20 protein-coding genes are annotated in these 23571 nt (G+C 61.0%); 10 read left to right on the forward strand and 10 right to left on the reverse strand.

The window, feature by feature from the left end; all coding sequences use genetic code 11:
- Positions 1–26: 26 nt before the first annotated feature.
- From HU742_RS00760 to HU742_RS00775, 4 genes are all read left to right on the forward strand, one after another.
- On the forward strand, positions 27–1124 hold the full coding sequence (locus HU742_RS00760) for an extracellular solute-binding protein (protein ID WP_186633944.1): 1098 nt from the start codon (positions 27–29) through the stop codon (positions 1122–1124).
- 70 nt (positions 1125–1194) lie between these two features.
- Positions 1195–2337, forward strand: coding sequence for an ABC transporter ATP-binding protein (locus HU742_RS00765; RefSeq protein WP_186633947.1), 1143 nt, complete (start codon positions 1195–1197; stop codon positions 2335–2337).
- Positions 2334–3254: an ABC transporter permease subunit gene (locus tag HU742_RS00770; RefSeq protein ID WP_186633949.1), complete on the forward strand. Its 921-nt coding sequence runs from the start codon at positions 2334–2336 to the stop codon at positions 3252–3254. The genes HU742_RS00765 and HU742_RS00770 overlap by 4 nt, the downstream gene beginning before the upstream one ends.
- Positions 3251–4138, forward strand: a complete 888-nt coding sequence (locus HU742_RS00775) for an ABC transporter permease subunit (RefSeq protein WP_186633952.1) — start codon at positions 3251–3253, stop codon at positions 4136–4138. The genes HU742_RS00770 and HU742_RS00775 overlap by 4 nt, the downstream gene beginning before the upstream one ends.
- A gap of 66 nt (positions 4139–4204) precedes the next feature.
- Here the strand turns inward: HU742_RS00775 and HU742_RS00780 are convergent, their stop codons facing one another.
- Positions 4205–4546, reverse strand: a complete 342-nt coding sequence (locus tag HU742_RS00780) for a carboxymuconolactone decarboxylase family protein (RefSeq protein WP_186643435.1) — start codon at positions 4544–4546, stop codon at positions 4205–4207.
- An 87-nt stretch (positions 4547–4633) separates the two neighbouring features.
- Positions 4634–7039: a penicillin acylase family protein gene (locus tag HU742_RS00785; RefSeq protein WP_186643436.1), complete on the reverse strand. Its 2406-nt coding sequence runs from the start codon at positions 7037–7039 to the stop codon at positions 4634–4636.
- A gap of 208 nt (positions 7040–7247) precedes the next feature.
- Between HU742_RS00785 and serS the strand changes: the two genes are divergently transcribed.
- Positions 7248–8603, forward strand: coding sequence for a serine--tRNA ligase (serS, locus tag HU742_RS00790; RefSeq protein WP_225923542.1), 1356 nt, complete (start codon positions 7248–7250; stop codon positions 8601–8603).
- Positions 8604–8646: 43 nt separating this feature from the next.
- Here the strand turns inward: serS and HU742_RS00795 are convergent, their stop codons facing one another.
- Positions 8647–9225 (reverse strand): DUF6436 domain-containing protein, encoded by a 579-nt coding sequence (locus tag HU742_RS00795; RefSeq protein ID WP_186633964.1) that lies wholly within the window; start codon positions 9223–9225, stop codon positions 8647–8649.
- A gap of 108 nt (positions 9226–9333) precedes the next feature.
- Here HU742_RS00795 and bipL point away from each other — a divergent pair, with 108 nt between their 5' ends.
- The gene (bipL, locus tag HU742_RS00800) at positions 9334–10284 is read left to right on the forward strand and encodes a phospholipase BipL (RefSeq protein WP_186633967.1); all 951 of its coding nucleotides are present in this window, start codon (positions 9334–9336) and stop codon (positions 10282–10284) included.
- A gap of 4 nt (positions 10285–10288) precedes the next feature.
- Here the strand turns inward: bipL and HU742_RS00805 are convergent, their stop codons facing one another.
- On the reverse strand, positions 10289–11032 hold the full coding sequence (locus HU742_RS00805) for a DUF2059 domain-containing protein (RefSeq protein WP_186633970.1): 744 nt from the start codon (positions 11030–11032) through the stop codon (positions 10289–10291).
- A gap of 140 nt (positions 11033–11172) precedes the next feature.
- On the opposite strand from HU742_RS00805, the gene HU742_RS00810 reads away from it, so the two are divergent.
- Both HU742_RS00810 and HU742_RS00815 read left to right on the forward strand, forming a co-directional pair.
- Complete coding sequence (locus HU742_RS00810) at positions 11173–11805, forward strand: 2OG-Fe(II) oxygenase (protein WP_186643437.1); 633 nt, start codon at positions 11173–11175, stop codon at positions 11803–11805.
- A 2-nt stretch (positions 11806–11807) separates the two neighbouring features.
- Positions 11808–12299, forward strand: a complete 492-nt coding sequence (locus HU742_RS00815) for a 2-thiouracil desulfurase family protein (protein ID WP_186643438.1) — start codon at positions 11808–11810, stop codon at positions 12297–12299.
- A gap of 159 nt (positions 12300–12458) precedes the next feature.
- Here HU742_RS00815 and HU742_RS00820 read toward each other — a convergent pair whose 3' ends face one another.
- A complete protein-coding gene (locus HU742_RS00820; RefSeq protein ID WP_186633980.1) occupies positions 12459–13832 on the reverse strand; it encodes a GTPase/DUF3482 domain-containing protein in 1374 nt (457 codons plus the stop codon).
- A complete protein-coding gene (locus tag HU742_RS00825) occupies positions 13825–15192 on the reverse strand; it encodes a DUF2868 domain-containing protein (RefSeq protein ID WP_186643439.1) in 1368 nt (455 codons plus the stop codon). The genes HU742_RS00820 and HU742_RS00825 overlap by 8 nt, the downstream gene beginning before the upstream one ends.
- Positions 15193–15269: 77 nt before the next feature.
- Here HU742_RS00825 and HU742_RS00830 point away from each other — a divergent pair, with 77 nt between their 5' ends.
- Entirely contained in the window at positions 15270–15782 is a 513-nt protein-coding gene (locus HU742_RS00830) for a dihydrofolate reductase (protein WP_186633986.1), read from the forward strand.
- Positions 15783–15918: 136 nt separating this feature from the next.
- Here HU742_RS00830 and HU742_RS00835 read toward each other — a convergent pair whose 3' ends face one another.
- Positions 15919–17310, reverse strand: coding sequence for an L-cystine transporter (locus HU742_RS00835; RefSeq protein ID WP_186633989.1), 1392 nt, complete (start codon positions 17308–17310; stop codon positions 15919–15921).
- 241 nt (positions 17311–17551) lie between these two features.
- Here HU742_RS00835 and HU742_RS00840 point away from each other — a divergent pair, with 241 nt between their 5' ends.
- Complete coding sequence (locus HU742_RS00840) at positions 17552–18607, forward strand: HAD family hydrolase (protein ID WP_186643440.1); 1056 nt, start codon at positions 17552–17554, stop codon at positions 18605–18607.
- Between the two features lie 222 nt (positions 18608–18829).
- Here the strand turns inward: HU742_RS00840 and ilvD are convergent, their stop codons facing one another.
- From ilvD to HU742_RS00855, 3 genes are all read right to left on the reverse strand, one after another.
- The gene (ilvD, locus tag HU742_RS00845) at positions 18830–20671 is read right to left on the reverse strand and encodes a dihydroxy-acid dehydratase (protein WP_186633994.1); all 1842 of its coding nucleotides are present in this window, start codon (positions 20669–20671) and stop codon (positions 18830–18832) included.
- 267 nt (positions 20672–20938) lie between these two features.
- Entirely contained in the window at positions 20939–22144 is a 1206-nt protein-coding gene (locus HU742_RS00850) for an MFS transporter (RefSeq protein ID WP_186643441.1), read from the reverse strand.
- A 206-nt stretch (positions 22145–22350) separates the two neighbouring features.
- The gene (locus HU742_RS00855; protein ID WP_186643442.1) at positions 22351–23547 is read right to left on the reverse strand and encodes a class I SAM-dependent rRNA methyltransferase; all 1197 of its coding nucleotides are present in this window, start codon (positions 23545–23547) and stop codon (positions 22351–22353) included.
- Between the last annotated feature and the right edge of the window lie 24 nt (positions 23548–23571).

Consider the following 23571-nt stretch of genomic DNA (forward strand, 5'->3'; position numbering starts at 1 on the left):
GCCCAACTATTTAAGAGGACCTCCACGTGCCTGTCTTTTCTTTGTTACGCAACGCCTTGCTGGTCGGTGCCGGCCTGACCCTCGCTGTCAGTGTCCAGGCGGCTTCCACCGTGCATATTTATAACTGGTCGGACTACATCGGCGAATCCACCCTGGCGGATTTCGAGAAAACTACCGGGATCAAGCCGGTCTACGACGTGTTCGATTCCAACGAAACCCTGGAAGGCAAGTTGCTGGCCGGTCGTACCGGTTACGACGTGGTGGTGCCGTCCAACCACTTCCTCGGCAAGCAGATCAAGGCCGGGGCGTTCCAGAAGCTCGACAAGGCACAGTTGTCCAACTATGCCAACCTCGACCCTGCGCTGCTCAAGCGCCTGGACAAGAACGACCCGGGCAACCAGTACGCCGTGCCTTACCTGTGGGGCACCAACGGCATCGGCTACAACGTCGAGAAGATCAAGGCCGTCCTGGGCGTCGATAAAATCGATTCGTGGGCCATGCTGTTCGAGCCGGAAAACATCAAGAAGCTGTCCAGTTGCGGTGTGTCGTTCCTCGACTCGGGCGATGAGATGATCCCGGCGATGCTCAACTACCTGGGCCTGGACCCCAACAGCCAGAACCCTGATGACTACAAGAAGGCCGAGGCCCAGCTGCTCAAGATCCGGCCTTACGTGACCTATTTCAATTCTTCCAAGTACATCTCCGACCTGGCCAACGGCGAGATCTGCGTGGCTGCCGGTTTCTCCGGCGACATTTTCCAGGCCCGCGAACGTGCCAGCGAGGCCGGCAAGGGCGTCGATATCGCCTACGTGATTCCCAAGGAAGGCGGCAACCTCTGGTTCGACATGCTGGCGATCCCGCGCGACGCCACCAACGTCAAGGAGGCCCACGCGTTCATCAACTACCTGCTCAAGCCTGAGGTCATCGCCCAGGTCAGCGACTACGTCGGTTACGCCAACCCGAATCCCAAGGCGGGTGAACTGATGAACCAGGAAGTACGCACCGACGAGGCGGTCTATCCACCGCAAGCGGTCGTCGACAAGCTCTACGTCAACTCCGAGTTGCCGCCCAAGATCCAACGACTCATGACCCGCAGCTGGACCAAGGTCAAGTCGGGTAAATAGCGTTTAGCGCTCTAACTATTCCAAGCTCGTCCGCATGGGGCGGGCTGCAAATTCTGTGGGAGTTTCGTAAATGGCAGTTGCCTCCGGCGCCTATAAGAAAGCCCTCGAGGGCGACCAGACACCCAAGCAGGTGTTGGTCAAGATCGACCGGGTCACGAAGAAGTTCGACGAGACGATTGCCGTGGACGACGTGTCCCTGGAAATCAAGAAAGGTGAAATTTTCGCCTTGCTCGGCGGTTCGGGATCGGGCAAATCCACTTTGCTGCGCATGCTGGCAGGTTTCGAGCGGCCCACGGAGGGGCGAATTTTCCTCGATGGCGTAGACATCACCGACCTGCCGCCCTATGAGCGGCCGATCAACATGATGTTCCAGTCCTACGCCTTGTTTCCCCACATGACCGTGGCGCAGAACATCGCCTTCGGTCTGCAACAGGACAAGATCTCGAAATCCGAGATCGACGCCCGCGTGGCCGAAATGCTCAAGCTGGTGCAGATGAGCCAGTATGCCAAGCGCAAGCCGCACCAGCTCTCCGGTGGCCAGCGCCAGCGCGTGGCCCTGGCCCGTTCCTTGGCCAAACGACCGAAACTTCTACTGCTCGACGAGCCGATGGGCGCCCTGGACAAGAAGCTGCGCTCGCAAATGCAGCTTGAGCTGGTGGAGATCATCGAGCGCGTGGGCGTGACCTGCGTCATGGTGACCCACGACCAGGAAGAGGCCATGACCATGGCCGAGCGCATCGCGATCATGCACCTGGGTTGGATCGCCCAGATCGGCAGCCCGATCGACATCTACGAGACCCCGACCAGCCGGCTGGTCTGCGAGTTCATCGGCAACGTCAACATCTTCGAGACCGAAGTGGTGGAAGACGCCGAGGGCCATGCGGTGCTGACCTGCAAGGACCTGGACCGCAACATCTACGTGGGCCACGGCATCAGCACCTCGGTGCAGGACAAGTCCGTGACCTACGCCATCCGCCCGGAAAAACTCCTGGTCACCCCAGAGCAGCCGACCTGTGAGCACAACTGGTCCAGCGGCAAGGTCCACGACATCGCCTACCTGGGCGGTCACTCAGTGTTCTACGTCGAATTGCCGAGCGGCAAACTGGTGCAGTCGTTCGTCGCCAACGCCGAGCGACGTGGCCAGCGTCCGACCTGGGGCGACCAGGTGTTCGTCTGGTGGGAAGACGACAGCGGCGTGGTGCTTCGCTCATGAACATGCGCAAACTCAAACGCCGACTCGCCCGAATAACGCCCGGTGGCCGTCAATTGGTCATCGGGGTGCCCTTCATCTGGCTGTTCCTGTTCTTCATGTTGCCGTTCTTCATCGTATTGAAGATCAGTTTCGCCGAAGCCGATGTCGCCATCCCGCCGTACACCGAGATCTACAGCTACATCGACCAGAAGCTGCAGGTGCTGCTCAACCTCGGCAACTATGTGATGCTCAGCGAGGACGAGCTGTACATCGCCGCCTACCTCGGCTCGCTGAAAATGGCCCTGATCAGCACGGTGCTGTGCCTGTTGATCGGCTACCCGATGGCCTACGCCATCGCCAACGCCCGTAAAGAGATGCAGACGGTGCTGGTGTTGCTGATCATGATGCCGACCTGGACCGCGATCCTGATCCGCGTCTACGCGTGGATGGGCATCCTCAGCAACAACGGTTTGCTCAATGGCTTCCTGATGAGCATGGGCTGGATCAGCGAACCCTTGCAGATCCTCAACACCAACCTGGCGGTGTACATAGGCGTCGTCTATTCCTATTTGCCGTTCATGATCCTGCCGTTGTACGCCAACCTGGTGAAGCATGACGCCAGCCTGTTGGAAGCCGCGTCGGACCTGGGTTCGAGTACCTTCAACAGCTTTTGGAAAATCACCGTGCCGCTGTCCAAGAACGGCATTATCGCGGGCTGCATGCTGGTGTTCATTCCCGTGGTGGGCGAGTTCGTGATCCCGGAACTGCTGGGTGGCCCGGAAACCCTGATGATCGGCAAAGTGCTGTGGCAGGAATTCTTCAATAACCGAGACTGGCCGGTGGCGTCCGCCCTGGCGGTGGTGATGCTGGCGATCCTGATCGTGCCCATCATCTTGTTCAACCGTAGCCAGGCCAAAGAAATGGAGGGCAAGGAATGAAGCGCTTCCGTTTTTCAAGCCTGATGCTGGTGCTGGGTTTGCTGTTCATCTACGCACCGATGCTGATCCTGGTGATCTACTCGTTCAACGCCTCGAAGCTGGTGACGGTGTGGGGCGGCTGGTCGATCAAATGGTACGTCGGCCTGCTGGACAACAGCCAGTTGATGGGCTCGGTGATGCGCTCGCTGGAAATCGCCTGCTACACGGCGATTGCCGCGGTGGCCCTGGGGACGCTGGCGGCCTTCGTGCTGACCCGCATCACCCACTTCAAGGGGCGCACGCTGTTCGGTGGCCTGGTCACCGCGCCGCTGGTGATGCCGGAAGTGATCACCGGTCTGTCGCTGTTGCTGCTGTTCGTGGCCATGGCGCAGATGATCGGCTGGCCGCAGGAACGTGGCATCGTCACGATCTGGATCGCCCACACGACGTTCTGCGCGGCTTATGTGGCGGTGGTGGTCTCGGCGCGCTTGCGTGAGCTGGACCTGTCCATCGAGGAAGCGGCGATGGACCTCGGGGCGCGGCCGTGGAAGGTGTTCTTCCTGATCACCATCCCGATGATCGCGCCGTCACTGGCAGCGGGCGGCATGATGTCCTTCGCCTTGTCCCTGGACGACCTGGTGCTGGCAAGCTTCGTTTCCGGTCCTGGGTCGACGACCTTGCCGATGGAAGTGTTCTCGGCGGTGCGCCTGGGTGTGAAGCCGGAAATCAACGCCGTGGCGAGCCTGATCCTGCTGGCGGTGTCGCTGGTGACCTTCCTGGTCTGGTACTTCAGCCGTCGCGCCGAAGAGAACCGCAAGCGGGCGATCCAGCAAGCCATCGAGGAAAGCGCTGCCGATTCCTGGAAACAACCGCAGGCGCGCCGGGCCGATACCGCGCCGGTCTGACCCGGCGCAGGACTTACTGTGGGAGCGGACTTGCTCCCGCAGTGGTCTGTTCGATCATTCCCACCTTCACTTCTTCAGCGCGTCATGAGCCTCCAGCGCCCGCAAGGAATAGATATAGGCCGCCCCGGCGTTCAGCGAAACCGCGGTGGCCAGGGTCGCGGCAATTTCTTCGCGGGTAGCGCCGGCCTTGATGGCGGCGTCGGTGTGCACGCCAATGCAGCCGTCGCAGCGGGTGGTAATCGCGACGGCGATGGAGATCAGCTCGCGGGTCTTGGCATCGAGCACGTTGTTATCGGCGGCGGCTTCATCCAGGGCCACGTAGGCCTTGACCATTTTCGGATTGCTTTTGCCCAAGGCGCCAAACGCGCTTTTGATGGTGGGGAGCAGCTCGGACCAGTTATTGAACATTGCGGTGGACTCCATTGCGATGAAAGGGCTTGGGCCCTCGTAGTCTTGACCATCAATGGCGAGCGAGCCGGTTGATGGTCAAAAGATTCACTGCGCCCCGGCGGGTAGCAGTTTCAAAGTGCCGCGGCTATTGGCCGTGACTTCTTCCTCGGCCAGGTGCGCCTGGTGATACAAACCCTCGATGTAGGCTTCGGCCTGGTCCTCGTAATGCTTGTCGAACGGCACGCCGCTCTGGCCGACAGGGTTGATGGTGAGGCTGTGGGTCGGGTCGCCGAAGTCGATGATGCGTCGCGTGGACGGGCCGTAGGTCACTGGCCAGGGCGCCGGGCCGATCTTGGCCGAAAGGTTGTTGGGCACTTCATGGGTGCCGGGCGCCGCGAACGGGCCGACATTGAAGATCCGGTCCAGGGGTTTTTGCTGGCCCAATGGATGGCCGTGGGCCAGGGTGTGGGCCTTGCCCCACTGCCATTGGCTGGCGTCTTCGCCCAATGTGGCCTTCAGGTGTACCAGGGTCTTGGTCCAGGCCTTGATCACCGTGTCGGCGCGGGTTTCGGTGCCCAATGTCGAACGGTCGTCCCACCACGGCGAATCCTTCGCCTCAGCCAAGCGTGGCAACGCGGCGTCGATCACGCGAGTCGACAGCGCGGTTTCGAAGAAACCATCGCCCAGCTCATCGCGCAGCGCAGCGTTGGCCAGCTCGAACAGGAACTGGTTGAACAGCGTGGCGCTGATGGAGTCCAGCGGGTAATCGCCTTTCCATGCACCCAGTTGTTCAAGCCATTTACGTTCCTGCGGGTCGCTGACGGTTTCGCGCAGGATCGGCAACAATGGCGCGAGCAGGCGCGGGCCATAGGCGGTGGTGGTGCCCAGTTGCAGTTTTTGGGTGGTCTGGAGATCCCACTTGGCCTGCTTGTCGCCCAACTGCTGGTCAAGTTGCTGGCCACGGTCGGGAAGATTGTAGTAACCCGGAATCTCGATCCCGCTGGCCGGCACCGGCTGGAAATTCGCCGAGAGAACGTAGCCTCGGGCCGGATTTTCTTCCTGGGGATTGCTGCTGAAAGGATAGAAACCGTCTTTTTCCGCTTCTGCGCCGCTGCCATCGAGGATGAAACCGGGCTTCACGCCAGCCTGGCGCTTAGGCAATTGCGCCGCAGCCCACCAGCCGATATCGCCCTTGGCATTGGCCCAGACCACATTCAGCCCCGGCGCATGGATCTTGGCCGATGCGCCGCGGGCCTTGGCGAGGGTGTCGGCGCGGTTGAGCTCGTAGAACGCTTCGAGGATCGGATTGCGGCTTTCCAGAAATCCCCACCACATGGCAATCGGCGTCTTGCCGGCATTCGCGCCGAGGGCGTCATTGACGATCGGGCCATGGGGCGACTGGCGCAGCACCAGCGTCACCGGCGCCTGGCCCTTGACGGCGATCTGCTGTTCGCTGCGGGTCATGTCCACCCACTGGTCGCGGTACCAGACTTGCTCTGGGTTGTCGGGGTTGATCTTCTCGGCGATCAGGTCCAGGTCGTCGTTCTGGAACATGGTGATGCTCCAGCCGAAATCCTTGTTCATGCCCAACGAGGCAAACGGCATCAACGCCTGATACTGGCCGTAGAGTTCAAAGCCCGGCGCCGACAGGTGCGCCTCGTACCACACCGACGGCGCGGAAAAGCGAATGTGCGGGTCGCCGGCCAACAAGGGCTTGCCGCTGTGGGTGCGGCTGCCGGAGACCGCCCACGCATTGCTGCCCTCGAACTGCGGCAGCCCATTATCGGCCAAGGCCTGCTCGCTCAGGCGCGCCAGGGCGTTGAGGCCTGTCCAGTCGGAAGCGGACAACGACGGAGCGGTTTGCGCGTCAGGGGCGAGCACGCCGTTGGGCTGCCAGTCGAGGTCGAAAATATCCAGGTAGTCGGCGCCGAGCTTGTCGCGCACGTAAGTCAGCAGGGGTTCGGTGCGAAAGGCGGCGGCAAAGCTGTACGCCATGTAGCCGACGATGCTGGCGGTATCTTCAGCGGTGAACGGGCGCTTGGGAATGCCCAGTACATCGAACTCCAGCGGCCGGGCATGGGTTTGCTGATAAGTGTTGATGCCGTCCAGGTACGCCTGGGTCGCGATCCAGGCCGGGGACTGGCGATCCTGCTCGGCAACGTAGCTGGCGGCGCGCTCACGAATGCGCAGGCTGCGCATCAGCTTGTCGGTGTCGAGCAGCTTCGGCCCGAGGATTTCCGCCAGTTCACCACGGGCGAGGCGACGCATGATTTCCATCTGGAACAGCCGGTCCTGGGCATGGACATAACCGAGGGCGCGATACAGGTCAGTTTCGTTCTCGGCGCGGATATGCGGCACGCCGCGCTCGTCGTAGCGCACCGTCACCGAGCCCTGCAGCCCTTGCACTTGCACGGTGCCCTGGCGGGTCGGCTGCTTGCTGTAGAGGTAGCCGCCCGCGACGATGACGGCGGTGACGACCAGTGACAGGAAGGCGATGAGGGTGCGTTTCATGAAAAATTCCATTTCCTAATTGCCGAAGGTTATCGATAAACAACGTAGAGCATTGATCTAAAACAAACAATAGCCCGTTAAGTGACTAGATTCCTACAAGAACAAAACTTGTCTTAGGAAGCATCCCGCATGTCTATCGGAATTGCACTACAAGAATAATGTTGCTGGTGCTTTCATATCTAATCTATAAAAGATGAATGGTTTTTCAATGCGTTCTGGTCGGCGATTTGGGGCGCAGGTTAGTGATAGTGGTGGAAGTCAGATGATAAGTGTCAAAGAGATAAGGGAAGACGTAGGAAGAATGAAGGCTAACTTATCCGCAAGGGGGCTAAGCTTTGATTTGGATCGGTTTCTCTCTTTATATGACGATGTGAAGTCGCATAAACAGAAGATCGAGGAAGTGCAGTGCAAGCTGAATGCAGTTTCTAAGATTATAAAAGATGGTCTATGGAAGGACGACTCTCAGTCGATGCTCTCCGATGCGTCAGTACTGAAGGGCTATATCCTGCGCGCCAAGGAGTCTTATAACTTGCTAATTGAGGAGTTTGATTTGCTTTCGCGGCAACTGCCCAATTGGACCTCCCCAGACGTACCTGTGGGGAAAACTGATGATGATAATTTAACCATCAAATATAAGGGGCAGATTCCAGAATTCGATTTTTCTCATAAGGACCATGTTCAGTTAGGTCAGGAATTAGATCTAATCGATTTTGATTCGGGTACGAAAGTAGCGGGTTCAAAGTTTTATTTTTTGAAGAATCAGGCTGTATTTCTCCAGCACGCACTTAAGAGTTTTATTTTTAATAAGGCATTGAGAGCTGGATTCACGCCATTGCAAACTCCGGATGTCTCTTTTAATCACATTTTGGAAGGTGTTGGCTTCGCTCCAAAAGGTGACGAAAGTAACACTTATGGTCTCGAGGGTCTGGATAAAAGTCTTATTGCTACTGCTGAAATATGCGTTGCCGGGATGCATGCTGGGGAGGTTATTGATGAATCTAGATTGCCTCTGCTCTACATCGCTGAAAGTCATTGTTTTAGGCGTGAAGCTGGCGCTTCCGGGAGATCCAGTAAAGGGCTTTATAGAGTCCATCAGTTTGAGAAATTGGAGCTGTTTGTCATATGCAAGCCGGAGGACAGTGCTAAATATCATGACAAGATTCTTGAGCTGCAAGAGGAGATCTATGGTGAGTTGGGTATTCCCTATAAGGTCGTAATAAACTGCACTGGGGATTTAGGGGCGCCAGCATATAAAAAATATGATATTGAAGCGTGGATGCCAGGGAAAGGTATCGCCGGGGAGTACGGTGAGATTACTTCCGCCAGTAACTGTACCGACTATCAGGCTCGGCGACTGAATATCAAGTACAGAGATTCTGCTTCAAAAACTAATCGGTATGTTCATACTCTTAACGGTACTGCATCTGCGTTGGGCAGAACGATGGTGGCCATTTTAGAAAATTATCAGTGTGCTGATGGTTCGGTGAAAATGCCTGAAGCGCTGAAGCGTTACCTTGACTTTGACCAGATTGCGCCAGTGGTCAACGACTCCCATAGAGCATAAGCCTGGGCGGAGCAAACCCATCTTTTACTTGAGGTGGGTTTGCTCATTTGCTCGACTCAGCCCAAGGACAATAACAACCCACCGCCATCGTGTGCGTCGCATCGACCGCCCGGCCGACGCTAAGGGCTTCGAGAATCGGTTCGATAAAGCTGTTGCTGGAGTTGCAAGTCAGGCCTTCGCTGTAAGGACCGAAATACGCCAGCTTGCCGCTGCGGTCCCAGATTGCTACGGCCGGGCTGGCGGGAATCTGGCTCGATCCGGGAAGCGCCGGGAGGGTTTTCAAGTTGCTCAACGTGGCGGGCAGCCGACCTTGGCTGCCCGTTTTTTGTACCGTATAAAACTCGACGCCTTGCGGTGCATATTTGTCGACCAGTTCGGACAGGTGTTGCTGGTTGCCGACATTGCATGGACAGGCCGGATCCCAGAAATGCACCAGGCGGATCGCGCCCGGGCCGGCCAGGTCGGCGGGCAGGCTTAGAGGGTCACCGGAAAAGACCGCCGTATGTTGGCTGAACGCCCGCAGGAAACGTCCCTGGAACCAGTCGTAGGCGAACCACAGCATGACGGCGCACCCTAGGGCGAGGAAGCAGGCAAGCAAGGTCGGGCGGTGGGACGGGCGCATGGAGTCGATCCTCTGAAGCCGCGTAGCTTGCCATGCCCGGCGCGACAGATGAATATCACACACCTATAAAGCCTGTTTTCGCGCGATGCGCATTTGCCTGGACTATTGATGCCCGCCTCTTTCGACCCTGATTACCTGCGCGCCAGCCTGCAACCCTTGGCGCATTGGCAGCCGTTGTCTGCACAAGCGCAGGCCTACCAGCATTTCTATGGACTCGACTTTGCGACGCGCACCTTGCGCAGGGGCCTGGGCCGTTTCGAAATACCGGGATTCGAGCTGGTTAGCCAGGTCTGGTGGCCGGAAAAGGCCGTGGCGACGTTGTTCGTCTTTCATGGTTACTACGATCACATGGGACTGTATCGGCACCTGATCGAATGGGCGCTGGAACAGCAGTTTGTGGTGATCAGCTGCGATTTGCCAGGGCATGGCCTGTCCAGCGGCGAACGCGCCAGCATCGGCGATTTCGCTGATTACCAAGCGACGTTGCAAGGTCTGCTGAGTGAAGCCCAGACACTGGGTTTGCCGCAACCCTGGCACCTGTGCGGACAGAGCACCGGCGGAGCCATCGTGGTGGACCATGTCCTCAACCATGGCGTGGACAGTCCGGCCCAGGGTCAGGTCATCCTGCTGTCGCCGCTGGTTCGGCCACGAGCCTGGGGCTGGTCGCGCCTGAGCTATTACTTGCTCAAGCCTTTTGTGACTGGCATCGCCCGGCGTTTCAGCGAGAACTCCAGCGATCCGGATTTCCTGCCGTTCCTGCAGGCCGATCCGCTGCAACCGCTGCGCTTGCCCACCGCGTGGGTCGGTGCGCTAGGGCAATGGATCAAGCGCATCGAGGCAGCGCCGAGCAGTTCGCGCCAACCCTTGATCGTGCAGGGGCAGGCTGACATGACGGTGGATTGGCGGCATAACCTGCAAGTGCTGCGCGGCAAGTTTGATCGGCCACAGGTCATGATGTTGCCTGAGGGGCGGCATCACCTGGCAAATGAAACGCTGGCGATGCGCGAAGAGATGTTCGGGTTCTTGACCCAGCGGATGAGTGTGAACGGGCGAAGCTGAAGTTCTACTGCCCCAGGCTTTGCCCCACCGCCAACCCCGCCCGAATCGCCTCCAGGGCCGCTTTGTAATAAGCCTGGCCCTCGGCCGATTCGGCGAACGTCGCGAACTCTTCCAGCTCGGTATCGCTCAAGTCGCGGTAGACGTACAGCAGCGTGTTGTTCAGGTCCGTGCCGATCTGGTCCATCAGGCGCTGGCGTTGGCCATTCAACATGCCTTGGGCCTGGCCGCCGCCGAGCAGGCCGGGAATCATCGAGCTCAGGCTGTCGGCCGCCACACCGGCGATGGCCAGGCTGACCTCGGCGCCGGCTTCGCGGGCGGGCAGGGCCTGGGCCAAATGGCCGATGATCAGCAAGCGATTGTCGCTGGCCTGCATCTTGGGCAGGCCCTTGGCGTTCTTCGCCAATTGATCGCGGCGGGTGGCGAGCAGTTCGGCCGCGACAACCTTGCGACCCAGCGGTGACTGGAAAAAGGTCAGGGCCGGGTTCGGGTCGGATAGGTTCTTGCGCAACTGAGCCTCGGCCCGTTGATCCATGGCCTGGGGGGCGAAACGTTGATTGCTGTTGTTCACCAGCGCCTGGAAGACGGCGGGCGGCAGGCTGCTCTGGTATCGCTGCTGCGCGGCGTTCAAGGCGTCATTGAAATGCGCCCGTTGTTCCGGCCAGCCGGCGACCTTGTACAACTGGTCGTAGCTGTCTGCCCAGGCGGGCAACACGCAGAACATCAACAGTGAGAAAAGCAAACGGCGCATAGGGACTCCTGTCAGCAGCCGACTATTCTCCGTGGGGGGCGGGAACTTGTCGAGAATTCGTATCAAGTTCGTACGGCGGTGCTACTTCGGTCGGCCAACCTGCTGCGCGGCGCTGTCGGTTTTTCAGGCACAGGAATACTATGCGCGCCATGCAAATACCTTCTGATCATCCGTTGCTGTTACGTATCGTCGACGACCTGGCCGAGCACGGTTGGTCGCAGCAGAATATCTTCCTGCCCGATGCGCTGACGCGCGCCCTGGCGACCGAGTGCCGTCAGCGCGCCGCCGAGGGCGAACTGGCTCCAGCCGCCGTTGGGCGCGGGCCGTTTTCGCAGATCCGTGAAGGAATCCGGGGTGATCGCATCCAATGGATCGAGCCCGGCCAGGTGCAAGCCTGCGATCGTTACCTGGCGCTGATGGACAGCCTGCGCGAGGCCTTGAACCGTGGGCTGTTCCTGGGGCTGGAGGATTTTGAAAGCCACTTCGCCCTGTATCCGCCGGGAGCGTTTTATCTCAAGCACGTCGACCGCTTCCGTGACGATGATCGACGCATAGTCTCGGCGGTGCTCTATCTCAATGACGCTTGGCTGCCGGAGCATGGCGGCCAATTGCGCATGTACCTGGACGAAGGTGTGGCCCACGATGTGGTGCCCACGGGCGGATGCCTGGTGGTGTTCTTATCGGGGGAGATTCCCCATGAAGTGCTGCCGGCCACGCGTGACCGCCTGTCTTTGACCGGTTGGTTCCGACGCCGCGGCAACGAGCTGTTCTGAACATGGAAAAGATTCTCGTCAGTCGCTGCCTGCTCGGCCACCGCGTGCGCTACGACGGTGGCGCCAGTGGCCCATTCGACCGGCTCCAGCAATGGCTCGACGAAGGCCGGGTCGTGGCGCTGTGCCCGGAAGTCGCCGGCGGCTTGCCTACGCCTCGGGCGGCGGCGGAGATTCCCGGCGGACAGGGCGCGCAGGTGCTTGATGGCGATGCGGCGGTGATCACGACCGACGGCGAGGATCTCAGCGCGCAGTTTCTCTCGGGTGCGCATCAGGCGTTGGACCTGGTGCGGGAACACGGCATCCGGATCGCCGTGCTCAAGGCCAACAGCCCCTCGTGCGGCAACCTGCTGACTTATGACGGTACGTTCAGTGGTGTGAAGGTTCGTGGCGAAGGCGTGACGGCGGCTTTGCTCAAGCGCAACGGCGTCTTGGTGTTCAGCGAGTTGGAGCTGGCTGAAGCGGCGTTGGCGCTCAAGGCGCAGGGCGCAGAATAGCAGCCCCAGATCTGCTTTTTTGTGGCGAGGGGATTTATCCCCGCGGGGTCGCGAAGCGGCCCCTGCTTTTCTATCCGATAAACGCCGGCGCTCGATATTTTTTTGGGGCCGCTTCGCACCCCAGCGGGGATAAATCCCCTCGCCACAGAAGTTTGTCCCTTAGAGCTCCTCGGCCAATTGCTCGATCTGCTCCTGCCGTTCAGCCTGGCTCAATTTTGGCTGGGGATTGAGCGACGACCATTGCGGATACGCCCGAGCCTTGCTCAACGCCTCGGGCAGCTTGCCTTCGCGCCAGGTCTTGTCCTGGGGCGCGTCGATGCGGATGCTGTCCATCGCCGCATGGCCGCGCTGATTGATCGCTTGCAGCAATTGCCGCTGACGCAAGGCCAGCAGGCGCAGCACGTTGTCGTCCACCGTCAACTCCCGCTGGCCCTTGAGCTTGCCCATCAATCGGTTGCCATAGCTGCGGGCCGTTTGCAGCGCGCCGCCGGCAATCGCCCCGGCCAGGGCGGCGGCGCCAAGGGTCAGGCCACCCACCAGCAAGTCCACGCCAGCACCCGCCGCCGCGCCCGCCGCGATCCCGCCACCGACCCGCACGCCCAACTGCTTGAGCGTGTCGGGATTGAATAGATCATCGCCCCAGCGGCCGTCCAGCAGCGGTAAATCGCTGGCGGCTGCATCTTGCGGGCGGAAGGCATAGAGCTTGAGCAAGGCCTCGACGCAGCGCTGCTCCCGCTGACGCACGGCGTTGCGCAATTGACCGATGGCCTCGCGTTCCAGGTCGGCTTCGCTGGCGACGCTACGTCGGCAGGCGGCGCAGTCGATCAGCAGTTCGGCGATCAATCGCTTCGCGCTCTGCTGGCGAGCCAGGCGCTGGGCCTGTTGATCGACGATCAGGCGCTCCAAGGGTTCGCGGGCGCTTTCCAGCAGCAGCGCGAGGCTTTCATAGAGCCGGCGTTCGCCGTCCTCCGGCGGGGCTACGCTGTCGAAGCGCACCAGCGCATGCAGGCCCAACCGTGCCAGGGCTTCGCGCCAGTCGGGTTCGCGGTGGTGGGCGCTGCTGACGAAGTTGAGCACCGGCAGTAACGGTTTGCCGCAACTGGCGAGGACTTCCAATTCATCGCGATATTTGGCCAGCACAGGCTCGCGGGCATCGATCACGTAGAGCCCGGCATCGCTGGCGAGCAGTTGCCGCAGGACCTTGGCTTCCTGCTCGAAGCGCTGCCGCGCCTCGCTGCCCTCAAGGAAACGCGCCAGGCGCGCCGGGCCATCCAAGCGCTCACCCGGCCGCTCCAGGCGTTCGAGGTAATCAAGCAGGGCGATGGCGTCTTCCAGCCCCGGCGTGTCGTACAGTTCCAGCAACGCTTGGCCGTCCACTGACAAGCGAGCCCCTTCGACGTGCCGGGTCGTGCTCGGCCGGTGGGACACCTCGCCGAAGCCAACGTCCCGCGTCAAGGTTCGCAGCAGGGACGTCTTGCCGACATTGGTGTGGCCGACGACGGCGAGTTTCAATGGCTTGATGGAGTCAGTCATGGCCAGTCTCCAGCCAGTTCAACGGCGCACAGTCGGCGAACGGCAATTGCAATTGTTGCAGCGCGTTGTGCCAGTCCCCCAGGCGCTCGCCATCCAGCGCTTCGCCGGGCGGCGCCTGCAGCAGCCAGACGCGGGTGGCGCTGGCGCTGCGAGCCAGTTCGGCGATCAACGCCAGGCTGCCGCGGTCAGGCGAGCGCCGGGGATCACAGGCAATCGCCAGGCGCGCGGGGGGAAAACGCGACAGTTGTTCGAGGAGTTTGTGGCGAGACTCGCGGCTGTCGAGAATACCGGCGTTTTTCACCGAGTCGGGCAGCTTCGGCGGCCACGGGCGTTCGTCCAGCTCTATGGCCACCAGCAATGCGCCGTCGCTCTCCATCGCATCGACTGTGCGCTCGACCTGATGCAATTGCGCGGGTGCGGCGTCATTGACCCCCAGGCGTTCGCTGCTGGGCATCAGTCGCTCGCGCAACTGAGCGTAGCCCGGCAGGTTCAGGTCCAGGCGCAGCCCGGCGCGACCACAGCGCCAGCGCCACAGGCACAGCAGGGCCAGGCACAGGCGCGGCAGCACGCCGTAGACCAGCAGAATGCCGACCAGCCACGCAGCCCAGGCCTGGCGGGCGCTCTCGATGTTCAACGCGGCGTCGCCACTGGCGCGGATCATCTCGACGGTCGGCACGCTGAACCCAAGGAGGGCAGGCAGCGCTCCGAGGGACTGGGTCAGGACGATGAAGGTTTCGCCGCCCAGAAGGGTGGTTTCCCAGACGAAGCCGTAACGCCGGGTCGCCATCAACATCAAGACGATCACCATTGCGCTGAGCATGGCCAGCAACCACAAACCGTTGACCAACACACCGAGCGCCCAGCGATTGAGTTTGTGCCGTTGCAGCAACAGCAGCAGGGCCGGTGCCAGTTGGGCAGCCTTGGCGTCGCGGGCGAGTTTTTCGCTGAGCCACAACCACAGGCGCCCCAGCGCAGCACCTTGTTCCCCCGCGAATATCAGGCCCAGCACCCAACCGATGAGCAGGATCAGATTCAATCCCAACAGACTGCCGAGGGCCCAGAACACGTTGACCGGCGCGCGTCCATCGCCAAGGGCTGCGAACCCCAGGCCGGCGCCGCTGACCGTGGCGAGCACCGCCAGCACCACTAGGGCCAGGCGCGCGCCTTGCAGCCAGTGGCGCAAGGCTTGGGTGAGGCCATCGCGTTCGGCCAGCGAGTGGGCGCGGTGGTGGATACGGGTGGACAGATCGCCTCCCGCCGCGCGGGCCAGGCGATTGGCTTCCTGGTCCTCAAGCGGGCCGGCGTGTTCTTCACGCAGGCGTATCGTCTCGGTCAACCAGAGGTTTTGCAGTTCAGTCACGAGGGCTTCCGTTGCTCGAATGAGGAATCAGCATAACCGCTGTGGCGCTTGTCCGGGCCTCTGGTATTCTCGCCGTCATGAAAAAAACTCTTCCCTTAAGCCTGATCGCAGCCCTCGGTAATAACCGGGTGATCGGCATCGACAACAGCATGCCCTGGCACTTGCCGGGGGACTTCAAATACTTCAAGGCCACCACCTTGGGCAAGCCGATCATCATGGGACGCAAGACCTGGGATTCCCTTGGCCGACCGTTGCCGGGGCGCTTGAACATCGTAGTCAGCCGCCAGCCGGACCTGATGCTTGAGGGGGCGGAAGTGTTTTCCACGCTGGAGGCAGCGGTGGCGCGGGCCGAAGCCTGGGCGCGGGAACAGGGCGCCGATGAGCTGATGCTGATCGGCGGTGCCCAACTCTACGGGCAGGCATTGGCACAGGCGGATCGGCTTTACCTGACTCGCGTGGCGCTGAGCCCGGAAGGGGACGCATGGTTTCCGGAGTTCGATCCGAGCCAGTGGAGACTGGTCTCGAACCAGCCGAACCCGGCCGATGGAGACAAGCCGGCCTATAGCTTTGAAGTGTGGGAAAAATTCTGATTCAAGCGTAGATGTGGATCGTTCCCACGCTCTGCGTGGGAATGCAGCCCGTGACGCTCCGCGTCACTGGACGCGGAGCGTCCCTTGAGGCATTTCCACGCAGAGCGTGGGAACGATCAATCTCCGGTGCCGCCGGTCAAGCGTGCACCAGCTCTCCATGCGCATCGGCGTCCAACAGCGCCTTGTCGGTCTGCTGCATCACCTGGCTGGTAATCGCCCCGGCGGTGATCGAACCGCTGACGTTCAAGGCCGTGCGGCCCATATCGATCAGCGGCTCGACTGAAATCAGCAGCGCCACCAGCGAGACCGGCAGGCCCATGGCCGGCAGCACGATCAGCGCGGCAAACGTCGCGCCGCCGCCGACACCGGCCACCCCAGCCGAGCTCAAGGTCACGATGGCAACCAGCGTCGCGATCCATACCGGGTCCAAGGGGTTGATGCCCACGGTCGGCGCGACCATCACCGCCAGCATCGCCGGATAGAGCCCGGCGCAACCGTTCTGGCCGATGGTGGCGCCGAACGATGCGCTGAAGCTGGCAATTGCCCTGGGAATGCCGAGGCGGCTGGTCTGGGCTTCGATGCTCAGGGGAATGGTCGCGGCACTGGAGCGGCTGGTGAAGGCGAAGGTCAGCACCGGCCAGATCTTGCGGAAGAAACGCAGCGGGTTGATCCCGGCGGCGGACACCAGCAAGCCATGGACCACGAACATCAAGCCCAGTCCCAGATACGAGACCACAACGAAGCTGCCAAGCTTAATGATGTCCTGCAGGTTGGAACCGGCCACCACTTTAGTCATCAGCGCGAGCACGCCGTACGGGGTCAGCTTCATCACCAGACGCACCAGGCGCGTCACCCAGCTTTGCAAGGTGTCGATGGCGTTGATCACTTTCTGGCCTTTCTCGGCGTCATCCTTGAGCAGTTGCAACGCCGCGACACCGAGGAACGCGGCGAAAATCACTACGCTGATGATCGACGTCGGCTTGGCCCGAGCCAGGTCGGCAAAGGGGTTTTGCGGAATGAACGAAAGCAGCAATTGCGGGATGTTCAGGTCGGCGACCTTGCCGGCGTACTCGCTCTGGATCACTTGCAGGCGCGCCAGTTCCTGGGTGCCGGCCACCAGGCCCTCGGCGGTGAGGCCAAACAGGTTGGTCAGGCCGATGCCGATCAACGCGGCGATGGCGGTAGTGAACAGCAGCGTGCCAATGGTCAGGAAGCTGATCTTGCCCAGGGACGAAGCGTTATGCAGGCGGGCCACGGCGCTGAGGATCGAGGCGAAGACCAGCGGGATTACGATCATTTGCAGTAACTGCACGTAGCCGTTGCCCACCAGGTCGAACCAGCCGATCGAGGCCTTGAGCACCGGGTTGCCGGCGCCATAAATCGTGTGCAGGGCGATACCGAACACCACGCCCAGCACCAGGGCCAACAGCACTTTCCTGGCCAGGCTCCAGGTGCGGTGACGGGTTTGCGCCAGGCCGAACAGCAAGGCGAGGAACACCAGCAGATTGAGGATCAGCGGCAGATTCATCAAAAGAGACTCCGATAAGACGTGCCAGTCGCCCGAAGCCGCGACTGTGAGCCGGGAAGCCTAACAGCCTGATATCTAATGAATTAATACTAAAAAGGCATGTTGATTGTCGTTTATGGAATAAGGACTTGGCGTTTGCGGGTATGCCGCTGGCGTGATCAGGACGCAAGCGGTCGCGGCTGGGCGAGGACTGTCACACGCATTTGTTAGCGTCGAGTCTTTGAACCTGGGAGAAATGCCGATGAAGCGCGCACCTCGTTTTCTCGCTGTCGTCTTGAGTCTTGGCCTCGCCGGCCAGGTCCTCGCCACCGAACTCAAGCACTGGCCGGCGGAGCAGGCCAAGGCTTTGGACGCGATGATCGCGGCCAATGCCAACAAGGGTAGCTACGCGGTGTTCGACATGGACAACACCAGCTATCGCTACGACCTTGAAGAGTCGTTGTTGCCGTTCATGGAAAACAAGGGCCTCATCACCCGGGAGACCTTGGACCCGTCCTTGAAGTTGATGCCGTTCAAGGACACGGCCGACCACAAGGAAAGCCTGTTTAGCTATTACTACCGTTTGTGCGAAGTGGACGACATGGTCTGCTACCCGTGGGTAGCCCAAGTGTTCTCAGGCTTCACGCTCAAGGAACTCAAGGGCTATGTCGATGAGTTGATGGCCTCCGGCAAACCGGTGCCGACCACCTATTACGATGGCGACAAGGTGGTCCAGTACAACGTCAACCCGCCGAAAATCTTCACCGGCCAGGCCGAGCTATACAACAAACTGATGGAAAACGGCATCGAGGTCTATGTCATGACCGCCGCTTCCGAGGAACTGGTGCGCATGGTCGCTTCGGATCCCAAGTATGGCTACAACCTCAAGCCGCAGAACGTGATCGGCGTGACCACGCTGCTCAAGGACCGCAAGACTGGCGAGCTGACCACCGCCCGCAAGCAAATCACCAACGGCAAATATGACGAGAAGGCCAATCTTGGCCTGGAATACACGCCTTACCTGTGGACCCCGGCGACGTGGATGGCCGGCAAGCACGCGGCGATCCTGACCTACATCGACGAATGGAAAAAACCGGTGCTGGTGGCTGGCGACACGCCGAGCAGCGACGGCTACATGCTGTTCCATGATGTAGACGTGGCCAAGGGTGGTATCCACTTGTGGGTCAATCGCAAGGATAAATACATGACGCAGATAAACGGCATGATGGCCAAGCACGCGGCCGCCCAGGCCAAGGAAGGGTTGCCGGTGACGGCGGACAAGAACTGGGTGATCGTCAAGCCTGAAGATATCCAGTAAACCGGATCAGGTCGCGGCTTCTGTGGCGAGGGAGCTTGCTCCCGCTCGGCTGCGAAGCAGTCGTGAACCGGCGGGTGCGGTGTGTCTGATGCTCCGCATTTGGCAGGTTTTAGGGCCGCTTTGCAGCCCAGCGGGAGCAAGCTCCCTCGCCACGGGAATATCGTTGGTCCAATAAAAAATGCCCCGCACTTGGCGGGGCATTTTTATTGTCGCTATCGACGCTTACAGCCCGTCGAGCATCGCCTTGTTGCGCACCGCGCCTTTGTCGGCGCTGGTGGCGAGCAGGGCATAGGCCTTGAGGGCGGTGGTGACTTTGCGCGGACGCACTTCCACCGGCTTCCAGCCTTTCTTGTCCTGCTCGGCCCGGCGTTCGGCCAGTTCTTCATCGCTGATTAACAGGTTGATCGAACGGTTCGGAATGTCGATCAGCACCTTGTCACCATCGCGCACGAGGCCAATGGCGCCGCCCGCAGCGGCTTCCGGCGAGGCGTGGCCGATGGACAGGCCCGACGTGCCACCGGAGAAACGGCCGTCGGTGAGCAATGCGCAGTCTTTGCCCAAGCCCTTGGACTTCAGGTAGGAGGTCGGGTAGAGCATTTCCTGCATGCCCGGGCCGCCCTTCGGGCCTTCGTAGCGGATGATCACGATATCGCCAGCCTTCACTTCATCGGCGAGGATGCCGCGCACGGCGCTGTCCTGGCTTTCAAAGATCTTGGCGTTGCCTTCGAACACATGGATCGACTCGTCGACGCCGGCGGTCTTCACCACGCAGCCGTCCAGGGCGATGTTGCCGTACAGCACGGCCAAGCCGCCTTCCTTGGAGTACGCGTGCTCGACGCTGCGGATGCAGCCGTTTTCACGGTCGTCGTCCAGGGTCTCCCAGCGGGTCGACTGGCTGAATGCGGTTTGCGTCGGGATGCCCGCCGGGCCGGCCTTGAAGAAGTGATGCACGGCCTCGTCGGTGGTCTGCGTGATGTCCCACTTGGCGATGGCTTCGGCCATGGTCTTGCTGTGCACGGTCGGCAGGTCTGTATGCAACAGGCCGCCACGGGCCAGCGACCCGAGGATGCTGAAGATCCCGCCAGCGCGGTGCACGTCTTCCATGTGGTACTTCTGGATGTTCGGCGCGACCTTGCACAATTGCGGCACGCTGCGAGACAAGCGATCGATGTCGCGCAGGTCGAAATCGATCTCGGCTTCCTGGGCGGCGGCCAGCAGGTGCAGGATAGTGTTGGTGGAACCGCCCATGGCGATGTCCAGGGTCATGGCGTTTTCAAACGCCTTGAAATTGGCGACATTGCGCGGCAATACCGACTCATCGTTCTCGCCGTAGTAGCGCTTGCACAATTCGACGATGGTCCGGCCAGCCTGCAGGAACAACTGTTCGCGATCGCTGTGGGTGGCCAGTGTCGAACCGTTGCCCGGCAACGCCAGGCCCAGGGCCTCGGTCAGGCAGTTCATCGAGTTGGCGGTGAACATGCCGGAGCACGAACCGCAGGTCGGGCAGGCGCTGCGCTCGTACTCGGCGACCTTCTCGTCAGAGGCGCTGGAGTCGGCGGCGATTACCATGGCGTCGACCAGGTCCAGGCCATGGCTGGCGAGCTTGGTCTTGCCGGCTTCCATCGGGCCGCCAGAGACGAAGATCACCGGGATATTCAGGCGCAGCGCAGCCATGAGCATGCCGGGGGTGATCTTGTCGCAGTTGGAAATGCAGACAATGGCGTCGGCGCAATGGGCGTTGACCATGTATTCGACCGAGTCGGCGATGATCTCGCGGCTCGGCAACGAATACAGCATGCCGTCGTGGCCCATGGCGATGCCGTCGTCCACGGCGATGGTGTTGAATTCCTTGGCGACACCGCCGGCGCGTTCGATTTCACGGGCGACCAGCTGTCCCAGATCCTTGAGATGCACGTGGCCCGGTACGAACTGGGTGAAGGAGTTGGCAATGGCGATGATCGGCTTCTTGAAGTCGTCATCCTTCATCCCCGTGGCGCGCCACAAGGCACGGGCGCCGGCCATGTTGCGGCCATGGGTGGATGTTTTCGAGCGGTAATCAGGCATGGAGCACTCCGGGCGGCTAATCAGGTACTTATCAGGTATCAATGGGAAGTGAGCTTCTGTTGACGTCCGGAACACTCGGGATTGGCGGTGTGTCCGGAAGTGGCCGACAACTGTGCAGGATCGCTGCGCGCCTCAGCATGAGCTCATAAACCCGCCGGGGATGAATGGCGATGAATGCCGTGATTCTACACCGCTGGCGCCAGGATGAAATGACGCAAAGCGCTGATCGGGCGCCAATGTCGTGCGCGGGATGACGACTGGCAGGGTTCAGCCAGCCAACAATCCCTTGCCATGCTGGCGGACCAGGGCATTGAGGGCCAGCCCCAGCAGGCTGAGCAGGACCAGGCAGAGGGCCAGGGTGAGCTGCAAGTCCAGCGGGGTGAGGCTGATCGCGGCGCTGGTCAGCCCGCCGACGGTGAATATCAGTACGCTGCCGGCCGAAGCGGATGTGCCGGCCTGCCCGGGAAATCGATTCATGGCTTGGGTATGGGCGGCGGCGCGGGCAATGGTCGTTCCGGTGGTGCAGACGATCATGGGCACTAACAGCGTGGTGACTGACAAGCCCAGGGAGTGGGTGAGCCCCAGCATCAGCAGGCCTGCGCCGAGAATCAGGCCCAGGCCCGTAATGATTTGTGCCTGTGGATCGATTCGATGGCTCAGCACGGTCGCGACGGCGCCGCCGCCGATATAGGCCAGCCCATAGCCCAGCAGGGCCAACGAAAAAGCCTCGGGAGAGAGGTGCAACTGGTCGATCAGGACCAGCGGTGAAATGACGATGAACGAGAAATGACAGGAAAACGCCAGGGCCGAGGTTAGCCAATAGGCCATGAAACGGAAGTCGCCGCAGACCTTTCGATAGGCGGCGATGAAATCCAGGCGCCTGGGTTGGCTGCCCGCCGCGCCGTGGTGAAGTAGACGACTGGCGCCGATGAATGCACCAATTGCCAGGGCGATGAACACCAGGAAACTGCCACGCCAGCCCATCCAGCTTTGCAACCCGGTGCCGGCCAGTGGCGAAACGGAAATGAAAATCCCCCCGCAGGTGACCAGGAAGATCCGCAGTCGCTGCTGTTCCTGACCGGTGAACAGGTCCTGGATCAGCGCTTGGGACAGCACGAAAAAGCCACACCCCAAGGCCTGGACAATACGCGACAGCAAAAAAGACCAGTAACCGTCGGCAAGCACGCAACCTGTTGCTCCAACGGCTGAAACGGTAATCCCGATCAGCAGCAGGTTTTTTCGCCCCATGACGTCGGAAAGCGGCCCGACCAGCAGTTGCGAAAGGGCGATACCCACCGCGAACAGGCTGACGGACAGGGCAATGTCCGATGATGGACGTTCGAAATGCCCGGACAGGGCGGGGAACGAGGGCAGCACGACATCGATTGGAAAGACACCGAGCAGCGTCAGCGTCAGCAACAAGCCGACGGTGGCCGGTTTGCGGGCCGCCAGGCGGTTTTGCGGATCAGTCATGAGGCGTTCCAAGGGCGTACCTGAGGGTCGCTTTCAATCCTAATGCGTCATGGCCGCCAGTTACGGGGAGATTGAGTAGGACGGTTCTGATAATCGCGTGGGGGCGTTCCTACACACTTGTTCAGACGCGCAAAAAAATCGCAGCCAAGGCTGCGATCTGGTTGCCAGTCGGGGGCACAGCGCTACGGCACTGGCCCCGCCCGGCCTCAGCTGTTAGGCAACAACCGGCAAGTGATGCTCTTGATGTAGCGGGTTTCGGCGATTGCCGGGTGCACCGGATGGTCTGGTCCCTGGCCGCCGCGTTCGAGCAGTTGGATGTTGCGGTCCAGGTGACGGGCGCTGGTCAGCAGGATGTTCTGCAGATCATCTTCGGGGAGGTGCATCGAGCACGACGCGCTGACCAGGATGCCGTCCTTGCTGAGCAGGCGCATGGCCTGCTCGTTGAGGCGGCGGTAGGCGCCTTCGCCGTTCTTCAGGTCTTTCTTGCGCTTGATGAAGGCGGGTGGGTCGGCAACGATGACATCGAAACGTTCTTCGCTGGCCTTGAGTTCCTTCAGGGCCTCGAACACGTCGCCTTCGATGCAGGTCAGCTTCTCGGCGAAGCCGTTCAACGCGGCGTTGCGCTCAACGCCGTCGAGGGCGAAGGCTGAAGCATCGACACAGAATACTTCACTGGCACCGAATGCCGCGGCTTGCACGCCCCAGCCGCCGATGTAGCTGAACAGATCCAGTACGCGCTTGCCCTTGGCATACGGCGCCAGGCGTGCGCGGTTCATGCGGTGATCGTAGAACCAGCCGGTCTTCTGGCCTTCCATGACCGGCGCTTCGAATTTCACCCCGTTCTCTTCCAGCGCCACCCACTCCGGCACGAGGCCGAACACGGTCTCGACGTAGCGGTTCAGGCCTTCGGCGTCACGGGCAGCGGAGTCGTTCTTGAACAGGATGCCGCTGGGTTTCAGCACCTGGGTGAGGGCGGCGATCACGTCGTCCTTATGGGCTTCCATGGTCGCGGAGGCGATCTGCACGACCAGGATGTCGCCGAAACGGTCGACCACCAGGCCCGGCAGCAGGTCGGAATCACCATAGACCAGGCGATAGAATGGCTTGTCGAACAGCCGCTCGCGCAGGGACAACGCTACGTTGATACGATGCACCAGCAGCGACTTGTCCAGTGGCAGCTTCACATCGCGTGACAGCAGGCGCGCGCAGATCAGGTTGTTGGGGCTCATCGCAACGATGCCCAGCGGCTTGCCGCCTGCGGCCTCGAGGATTGCCTGGTCGCCGGCCTTGAAGCCGTGCAGCGGGGTGGCGGCCACGTCGATTTCGTTACTGTAGACCCACAGGTGGCCGGCGCGCAGGCGACGGTCGGCGTTGGCTTTGAGGCGCAGGCTAGGCAGGGACATGACGTCGCTCCGGAAAAAAGAGCG

Origin of the sequence: Pseudomonas marvdashtae, assembly GCF_014268655.2 — a bacterium.
Taxonomy (GTDB): Bacteria; Pseudomonadota; Gammaproteobacteria; order Pseudomonadales; family Pseudomonadaceae; genus Aquipseudomonas; species Aquipseudomonas marvdashtae.